Origin of the sequence: Corallococcus sp. AB049A, from assembly GCF_003668885.1 — a bacterium.
Classification (GTDB): domain Bacteria; phylum Myxococcota; class Myxococcia; order Myxococcales; family Myxococcaceae; genus Corallococcus; species Corallococcus interemptor.
In genome coordinates, this window is sequence record NZ_RAWL01000390.1 from 1 (window position 1) to 8,154 (window position 8,154).

At 70.1% G+C, this 8,154-nt stretch carries 7 protein-coding genes; 2 read left to right on the forward strand and 5 right to left on the reverse strand.

Annotation, left to right across the window (positions count from 1 at the left end; genetic code table 11):
* The 5 genes from D7X55_RS31030 to D7X55_RS31050 all read right to left on the reverse strand — a co-directional run.
* Positions 1 to 694, reverse strand: a 694-nt coding sequence (locus tag D7X55_RS31030) for a protein kinase (protein ID WP_147470272.1), incomplete at its 3' end; no start/stop codon positions are given.
* Positions 695 to 812: 118 nt separating this feature from the next.
* On the reverse strand, positions 813 to 1,412 hold the full coding sequence (locus tag D7X55_RS31035; protein WP_120552011.1) for an outer membrane beta-barrel protein: 600 nt from the start codon (positions 1,410 to 1,412) through the stop codon (positions 813 to 815).
* Positions 1,413 to 1,580: 168 nt separating this feature from the next.
* A complete protein-coding gene (locus D7X55_RS31040; protein WP_120552010.1) occupies positions 1,581 to 2,579 on the reverse strand; it encodes an SDR family NAD(P)-dependent oxidoreductase in 999 nt (332 codons plus the stop codon).
* A gap of 134 nt (positions 2,580 to 2,713) precedes the next feature.
* Positions 2,714 to 3,325 (reverse strand): DUF2378 family protein, encoded by a 612-nt coding sequence (locus D7X55_RS31045; RefSeq protein WP_120552009.1) that lies wholly within the window; start codon positions 3,323 to 3,325, stop codon positions 2,714 to 2,716.
* Positions 3,326 to 3,450: 125 nt separating this feature from the next.
* The gene (locus D7X55_RS31050; RefSeq protein ID WP_121724955.1) at positions 3,451 to 3,843 is read right to left on the reverse strand and encodes a response regulator; all 393 of its coding nucleotides are present in this window, start codon (positions 3,841 to 3,843) and stop codon (positions 3,451 to 3,453) included.
* Positions 3,844 to 4,149: 306 nt separating this feature from the next.
* Here D7X55_RS31050 and fdh point away from each other — a divergent pair, with 306 nt between their 5' ends.
* On the forward strand, positions 4,150 to 7,392 hold the full coding sequence (gene fdh / locus D7X55_RS31060; RefSeq protein ID WP_199747241.1) for a formate dehydrogenase: 3,243 nt from the start codon (positions 4,150 to 4,152) through the stop codon (positions 7,390 to 7,392).
* A 4-nt stretch (positions 7,393 to 7,396) separates the two neighbouring features.
* A partial coding sequence (locus D7X55_RS31065) for a 4Fe-4S dicluster domain-containing protein (RefSeq protein ID WP_199747239.1) occupies positions 7,397 to 8,154 on the forward strand: 758 nt, incomplete at its 3' end.

Here is an 8,154-nt window from a genome sequence, read left to right on the forward strand (position 1 = left end):
CCGCGTCCGCGCCCGCCGTGTCCTCCGGCACCACCGTGTTCCCCGAGGCCAGCTCCAGCAGCACCCGCCCCAGCGCGCGCAGGTCCTCCCGCGCCTCCAGAGTCGAGCCCACCGCGTCCTCGCGCACCGGCGGCGCCACCACGTCCGGCCGGGACGGCGCCGTGAAGCGGCGCAGCAGCGGCCGCGCGGGCCTCAGCCCGAAGTCCGTCAGCGTCACCTCACCGCGAGGACCCACGCGGATGCGGTGCGCATGCACGTCCCCGTGCACCACGTGCGCGGCGTGCGACGCCTGCAGCGCGCCCGCGACCTCCGCGCCCACGTGACACACGAAGGCCTCCGACGGCCGCCCACCCCGCCCCAGCACGCGCCGGCGCGCCGTGGCCAGCGAACAGCCCGGGACGTAGTCCGACACCACCGTCAGCGTGTCGCGAACGTCCACCTGGAAGCCGTGGAGCCTCGCGATGCCCGGATGCCGCAGCGGCACCGCCCGCGCCAGCGCCTCCTCCAGGGGATGCCGCGTCTCCGGCGAGAGCCCGGACGCCAGCAGGAACGTCTTCACCACCAGCGGGCGCGCCCCCGCCGCGTCCTGCTCCAGCGGCCACACCAGGGACACCCACTCGCCCAGCGGGCCCCTCCCCAGCGGATGCAGGGGGGCGAACGCGGGCAGCCGGGAGGTGAACGGAAGCACGGACATGGCACCCTCAAACCCAACACAAACAACCCGTGGCGTCAACCCAACGGACCCTACGCCACGGGTCCTGCATCCCCCGGCACCCGGGCACGAAGCCCGGGGTGCCGGAGAAGGCCCGAGGCTAGAAGTAGCCGCCGACCGTGGTGGTGATGCCCAGCGTCACGTCGTTGCCGGCGAAGTAGCCCTGCTGCGAGCCCAGGCTGCCCACGTCCTGGCTGATGACCGCGCGCACCTGCGGACCCGCGCCGATGAAGAAGTGCGGCGTCAGGTGGAAGAGCACGGGGGCGTTGAAGTCCAGGACGAAGTTCACGTCGCTGGCGCCCGGCACGTGGGCGAACTGCACGCCGAAGCCCGCCTTGGGCCAGAGCGACACGCGGTCGCCCAGCGGCAGGTGGTAGCCCACGCGGCCCAGCACGCCCAGGCCCACGACGGTGCTGTCACCGAAGCCGAAGGCCACCAGCGCGGACGCGCCGACGGACAGGTTCGACTGGAGGAAGTAGTCCGCGGACGGCTCCAGGCGGATGAGGAACACTTCGTCGGCGGTGTTGTAGCCCAGGAAGCCGTTGAGGTCCTGGCTGATGACCATCTGGCCTTCCTGGCCGAACGACGACGAACTGCCCGGGTTCGCGTTCAGGTCCGGCTGCTCCGCCGCCACCGCCTGCGCCGACACCGCGAGGCCCGCCACCAGCGCCAGGCCCGTCCACTTGTTGCTTCCACGCATCGGATGTTCTCCCCTCGTTCGCGCCCGGCCGACCCTTCCCCGGAAGCGCGTGCGGGGCCCCTTCTAGCCAAAGGGCGCCGCAACGCGAGGATGTTTTCCGACCCACCCAACACTTCGTTCACACGACACCATCAGTGCCGCGCAAAAATCCTGATCGCGCCGTAAAGCTCAGCGAACAGCACGCAAGAGGCCGCGCGTGCCCAGCACCGCGCCGCCCACCACGCCGCCGGTGAGCGCGGCCAGTCCCAGCGTCGCGGAGAAGCGCTTCCACGCGGGCGTCGGCGGCACGCTGCCGCGAGGCCCCACCCCCTGTTCCACCGGGGTGAAGAGGTTGCCCTCGGGCCGGTCCAGCGGCACGTCCGTCGTCTGCATCCGCGCGCCGAAGCGGGACAGCACCGCCTTGCCCACGGAGGGCGCCAGGCCGTTGAGCCACAGCATCAGCCGCCCCTGGAGGAACGCCGGCACCGACGTGCGGCCCGGCCGCTTCGCCAGCCGCACCACCGCGCGGGCCACCAGGTCCACGTCGTACGTGGGCGGCACCGGCACGGGCTTTTTGCCCAGCATGGTGGGCGCGTGGTCGAACATGGGCGTGGACACGGAGGGCACCAGCACGTTGGAGACCTGGATGCCCGTGCCGTGGAGCTCCAGCTCCAGCGACTGCGCCCACCCCAGCGTCGCGTGCTTGGACGCCGCGTACGCGGACAGCAGCGGCGCGGACCCCGCCGCCAGCATGGACTGGATGTTGAGCAGGTGGCCGTGGCCCTGCTTCTTGAAGTGCGGCAGCACCGCGCGCGCGAAGCGGAAGTAGCCGAAGCAGTTCACGTCGAACACGCGCGTGATGTGCTCCCAGGGCAGCTGGTCGAAGTCGCCGTAGGACTGCACCGCCGCCGCGTTCACCAGGAGGTCCACGCGGCCGTAGTGCGCCACGCACTCGCGCACCACGCGCTCCACGTCCTCGGCCACCGTGACGTCGCCGTCACTCACCAGGCACTCGCCGCCGCGCTGGAGCACCTCCACGCGCAGCTGCTCCAGGGCCGACTGCCGCCGCGCGGTGACGCACAGCTTGACGCCGGCCTCCGCCAGCCGCAGCGCGGACTGCCACCCCACGCCGCTCGAAGCGCCCGTGACGATGGCCACCTGCCCCCTCAAGTCTTCATGACGCGCCATGCGCTTTCGCCCCTCCTCGCCCTGAGGTGGGGTTTCCGGCCGGGCTTCGCACGGGGCAAGCCCCCGGAATCCTCCGCGCCGTGCCCGCCCGTCTGCCCGCCCGGCCTCCGGGCCGGCGGGCTGGGAGCTGGGGGCTACGACCAGGAGACGTCGTAGTACGCGTCCACCAACGACTGGGCATGCCCGCGCACCTGCACGTCTTGCACGCCCGTCACCTCCAGCGCGGACTGGAGGATGCCCTCGTTGTAGGGCACCGGCATCAGCGAGCGCTTCATGATGACCCGGCCCGACGTGGGCCCCGTCCACTCCACGGAGCGCTCGCCGAAGTTCAGCGCCGTGCGGTAGCCCGAGTGCATCAGCTCCAGCAGCCGCTTCGGGTCACCGCCCGCCTGCTGCACGAAGTCGCGCGCGAACATGGAGTTGAGGAAGTCCAGCATCGCCTGCGTGCCAATCTGCCGCTGCGCCGCATCGTGCCCGCCCACCAGCGGCGACAGCTGCTCCGCGGCCACGTACGACAGCCGCAGGAAGCGCGGGAACGGATAGGTCTGCATGGGGATGAAGTCCGCCGTCTCCTCCACCTGCTCCAGACAGCGCTTCACCGCGTCCGCTCCGCCCAGAAAGCGCACCGCGTCCAGCACGCCCAGGAAGAACAGGCCCCGGCTCGTCTCGTCCGGAGCCGTCGCGGCCAGGCGGGCTTCCAGGTCACGCGCGACGTCCTCGGGTAGATTCAGCGTGCCAGCCGGCATCGGCGTCGTCCTTTGAATGAGGGGGAATGGACCAGGCGGGGGACCTGACGGGGCGCGAGGATTCCACAGGTCTCGCTCCATCGCGAGTCCTGGATGACCGCACGTCGCGCCGCGCGACACATGTTTCACGACGTGTGAGGTCCTTCCGGGCCTTCCTCGGATGACGGCAGGAAGCGGCGCACCACTTCCATCAGCGACGCCACCGACACCGGCTTGCGCAGGTAGGCCGCCGCGCCGGGGGGATGGAAGGGGCTGCCGGACAGCACGATGATGGGCACGCCGTCCAACATGCGCTCCTGTGAGAGCCGCGCGAGGAAGGCCTGTCCGTCCATCACCGGCATCATCAGGTCCAGCAGCACCAGGCCCGGACGCGGATGGGACTGCAACCAGGTCCACGCATCCTGGCCGTGGACGCACTGGGCGACGCGATAGCCCTCCATCTCCAGCAGTGTCGCGACCGCATCCCGGATGTCTTCCTCGTCCTCGATCAAAAGGATGAGAGGGGCACTGTCCTTCATGCAGGTTCTCCACTCGCTCTCCGCCACGTCCGGCCGTCACGTGGCCGCGGGTCTTCCGGTTCCTCCTGGAGGCCTGGAGGCCCAAGGGGACGGGGAAACCGGAAGAGGCGTTGGCACCGTGGAGAAATAACGACTCGAGCCCCCCGCGCTGATTTCGGGCGTGGAGTATTTCCATGCCTGCCCGCTTGCTCTGGCTCCGGTGTTGGACGCCGGTCCCACTGGTCCCCCGTGTCGTGCGTCCCCATCTTGAGAGTGGGATCCACGTGCGTGTCCCGGGAAGGAGCGGCCTTGAAGTTCCGCGACCTGATGAAGGGATGGCCCGTGCTGCGGCAGTTCGCGCGGGGAGACAGCCGGGCGCTGGGGGACACGGCGATGTCGGCGCGAAGCCGCTCGCTGGCGCCGCGCACGAAGACCGCGGACCGGGTGGTGAAGTCCATCTGCCCGTACTGCGCGGTGGGCTGCGGGCAGGAGGTGCACGTGCGCGACGGCCGCATCCTCGACATCGAGGGCGACCCGCATTCCCCCATCTCCCGCGGCCGGCTGTGTCCCAAGGGGGCCGCGACCTTCCAGCTGGTCACGGGAACGCAACGCGTGCAGCAGGTCCTCTACCGCCGCCCCGGCGGCACGGAGTGGGAACCCATCCCGCTGGAAGAGGCCATGGACAAGGTGGCCGAGCGCGTGAAGCGCACGCGCGACGCGACGTTCGAGCTGACGGACGCGAAGGGCCAGCGGGTGAACCGGACGCTGGGGCTGGCGCACCTGGGCGGGGCGACGCTGGACAACGAGGAGAACTACCTCCTCAAGAAGCTCTTCAGCGCGCTGGGCGTCGTGCAGGTGGAGAACCAGGCTCGAATATGACACGCGTCCACGGTGCCCGGTCTGGGCATCACGTTCGGCCGCGGTGGAGCCACGACGTTCCAGCAGGACCTGCAGCACTCGGACTGCATCCTCATCCAGGGGTCCAACATGGCCGAGTGCCATCCGGTGGGCTTCCAGTGGGTGATGGAGGCGAAGGCCCGGGGCGCGAAGGTCATCCACGTGGACCCTCGCTACACGCGCACCAGCGCGGTGGCGGACCTCTACGCGCCCATCCGCGTGGGCACGGACATCGCTTTCCTGGGCGGGCTCATCCACTACGTGCTGGAGCACGAGCGGTACTTCCGCGACTACGTGGTGCAGTACACCAACGCGGCCACGCTCATCCGCGAGGGCTTCCAGGACACGGAGGACCTGGAGGGGCTCTTCAGCGGCTTCCAGCCGAAGAACAACCGCTATGACATCGCGTCCTGGCAGTACCAGGACGTGCCGGGCGCCGTGCCCGCGGCGGGCCACAAGGAGCTGACGGACGAGCCGGGCGCGGGCGGCGGCGGACACGACCACCGCGTGGACGTGCACGACGAGCACCGCGACGAAACGCTCCAGCATCCCCGGTGCGTGTTCCAGCTGCTCAAGCGCCACTTCTCCCGCTACACGCCGAAGGTGGTGTCGCAGGTGTGCGGCGTGGACGAGGAGCTGTTCCTCCAGATCGCGCGGACGCTCTGTGACAACTCCAACCCGGAGCGCACCAGCGCGTTCTGCTACGCGGTGGGCTGGACGCAGCACTCGGTGGGCGTGCAGTACATCCGCACGGCGGCCATCCTCCAGCTCCTGCTGGGCAACATCGGCCGGCCCGGCGGCGGCATCCTCGCCTTGCGCGGGCACGCGTCCATCCAGGGCTCCACGGACATCCCCACGCTCTACAACCTGCTGCCGGGCTACCTGCCCATGCCGCACGCGAACATCCTCCACGACGGGCTGGACGAATACATCCGCGACAACAAGTCCGGCAGCGGCTGGTGGTCGGAGTTCCCCAAGTACGCGGTGTCGCTGCTCAAGGCCTGGTTCGGGGACAAGGCGACGAAGGACAACGGCTACCTGTTCAACCACCTGCCCCGGCTGACGGGGAACCACTCGCACATGCAGACGGTGGCGGACATGGCGGACGGGAGGCTCCAGGGCTACTTCGTCATGGGAGAGAACCCCGCCGTGGGCAGCATGAACGGGGCGCTCCAGCGCAAGGGGCTGCGCCACCTGGACTGGCTGGTGGTGCGCGACTTCACGCTCATCGAGACGGCGGAGTTCTGGCGCACGGCGCCGGAGGTGCAGTCCGGGCAGGTGCGGCCGGAGGACATCCAGACGGAGGTGTTCTTCTTCCCGGCCGCCGCGCACACGGAGAAGGACGGCACCTTCACCAACACGCAGCGGCTGCTGCAATGGCATCACAAGGCGGTGGAGCCGCAAGGGGACACGCGCAGCGAGCTGCACTTCACCTACCACCTGGGGCGCAAGCTGCGAGCGCTCTACGCGGGCTCCACGGACCCCAAGGACGCGCCGCTCTTGGATTTGACGTGGGACTACCCCACGCACGGGCCGCACGCGGAGCCCTCCGCGGAGGCGGTGCTCCAGGAGATCAACGGCTACACGGTGGCGGACGGAAAGCCGGTGCCGGGGTTCGCGGAGCTGAAGGACGACGGCTCGACAGCCTGTGGCTGTTGGATCTACTCGGGGTGCTTCAAGGACGGCGTGAACCAGACGGCGCGGCGCAAGTCCGGGAAGGAGCAGACGTGGGTGGCGCCCGAGTGGGGCTGGGCGTGGCCCGCCAACCGGCGCATCCTCTACAACCGCGCGTCGGCGGACGCGGACGGCAAGCCCTGGAGCGAGCGCAAGCGCTACGTGTGGTGGGACGCCGGCCAGAAGCAGTGGACGGGCGAGGACGTGCCGGACTTCATCGCGGACCGGCCGCCGGACTACCGGCCGCCCGAGGGCGCGACGGGGCTGGAGACCATCGCCGGAAATGATCCGTTCCTCCTGCAGGCGGACGGCAAGGGCTGGCTCTTCGCGCCCAGCGGGACGATGGACGGGCCGCTGCCCACGCACTACGAGCCCATGGAGTCGGTGGTGCCCAACCCGCTCTACGCGCAGCAGTGCAGCCCCACGCGCGAGGAGTGGAGGCGCAAGGACAATCCCTATCACCGCGCCTGGGGCGACCCGCGCTATCCGTACCTCGTCACCACGTACCGGCTCACGGAGCACCACACCGCGGGCGGCATGTCCCGCTGGCTGTCCTGGCTGAGCGAGCTGCAGCCGGAGATGTTCTGTGAAATCTCCCCGGAGCTGGCGCGCGAGAAGGGATTGAAGAACGGGGACTGGTGCACGCTGGCCACGGCGCGAGGGGACCTGGAGTGCCGGGCGCTGGTGACGGAGCGCATCCGCCCGCTGAAGGTGAAGGGAAGGCAGGTGCACCAGATTGGCCTGCCGTACCACTGGGGCGTCACGGGGCGCGTGCGCGGCGAGGGCGCCAACGAGCTGACGGCGTTCGTCGCGGATCAGAACGTGGACATCCAGGAGTCGAAGGCGTTCACGGCGGACCTGCGGGCGGGGCGGATGCGCTCGGGGGAGCGGGCCGCGGCGGGAGCGGCGCCGCCTCCGCTGACGGTGCCGGAGGTGCCTCGCGACGTGACGCCGCAAACGGACCATTCGGAGTCACAGGAACCCGAGGGGAAGGGATAGGCGCATGGGGAGCCGCAAGGGGTTCTTCACGGACACGACGCTCTGCATCGGCTGCAAGGCGTGCGAGGTCGCGTGCAAGCAGTGGAACCAGCTTCCGGACGACGGCTTCCACTTCACGGGGATGTCCTACGACCACACGGCGCACCTGGGCGCGTCCACGTGGCGGCACGTGGCGTTCGTGGAGCGTCCGGTGCCGTTGCAGGGGCAGACGTCGGGCGCGGGGGACTTCTCCTGGCTGATGATGTCGGACGTGTGCAAGCACTGCCAGCGCGCGGGGTGTCTGGAGGCGTGTCCCACGGGCGCCATCGTGCGCACGGAGTTCGACACGGTCTACGTGCAGCCGGACGTGTGCAACGGCTGCGGCTACTGCGTGTCCGCGTGTCCCTTTGGCGTGATTGACCGGCGCGAGGATGACGGGCGCGCGTGGAAGTGCACGCTCTGCTACGACCGCATCGGAGACGACCAGACGCCCGCGTGCGCGAAGGCGTGTCCCACGGCGTCCATCCAGTACGGCGATCTGGACGAACTGCACGCGCGAGCGGAGTCGCGGGTGCGCGACCTGCATCAGCGGGGCATGACGGACGCGTACCTGTACGGCAAGGACGCGGAGAACCAGCCGGGCACCGGTGGGCTCAACGCGTTCTTCCTGCTCTTGGACAAGCCGGAGGTCTACAACCTGCCGCCGGATCCGGTGGTGCCGACGAAGAAGGCGCTGCGCTCGTGGGCGTCGGTGGCGGTGGGCGCGGTGGGCATGGTGGCGGT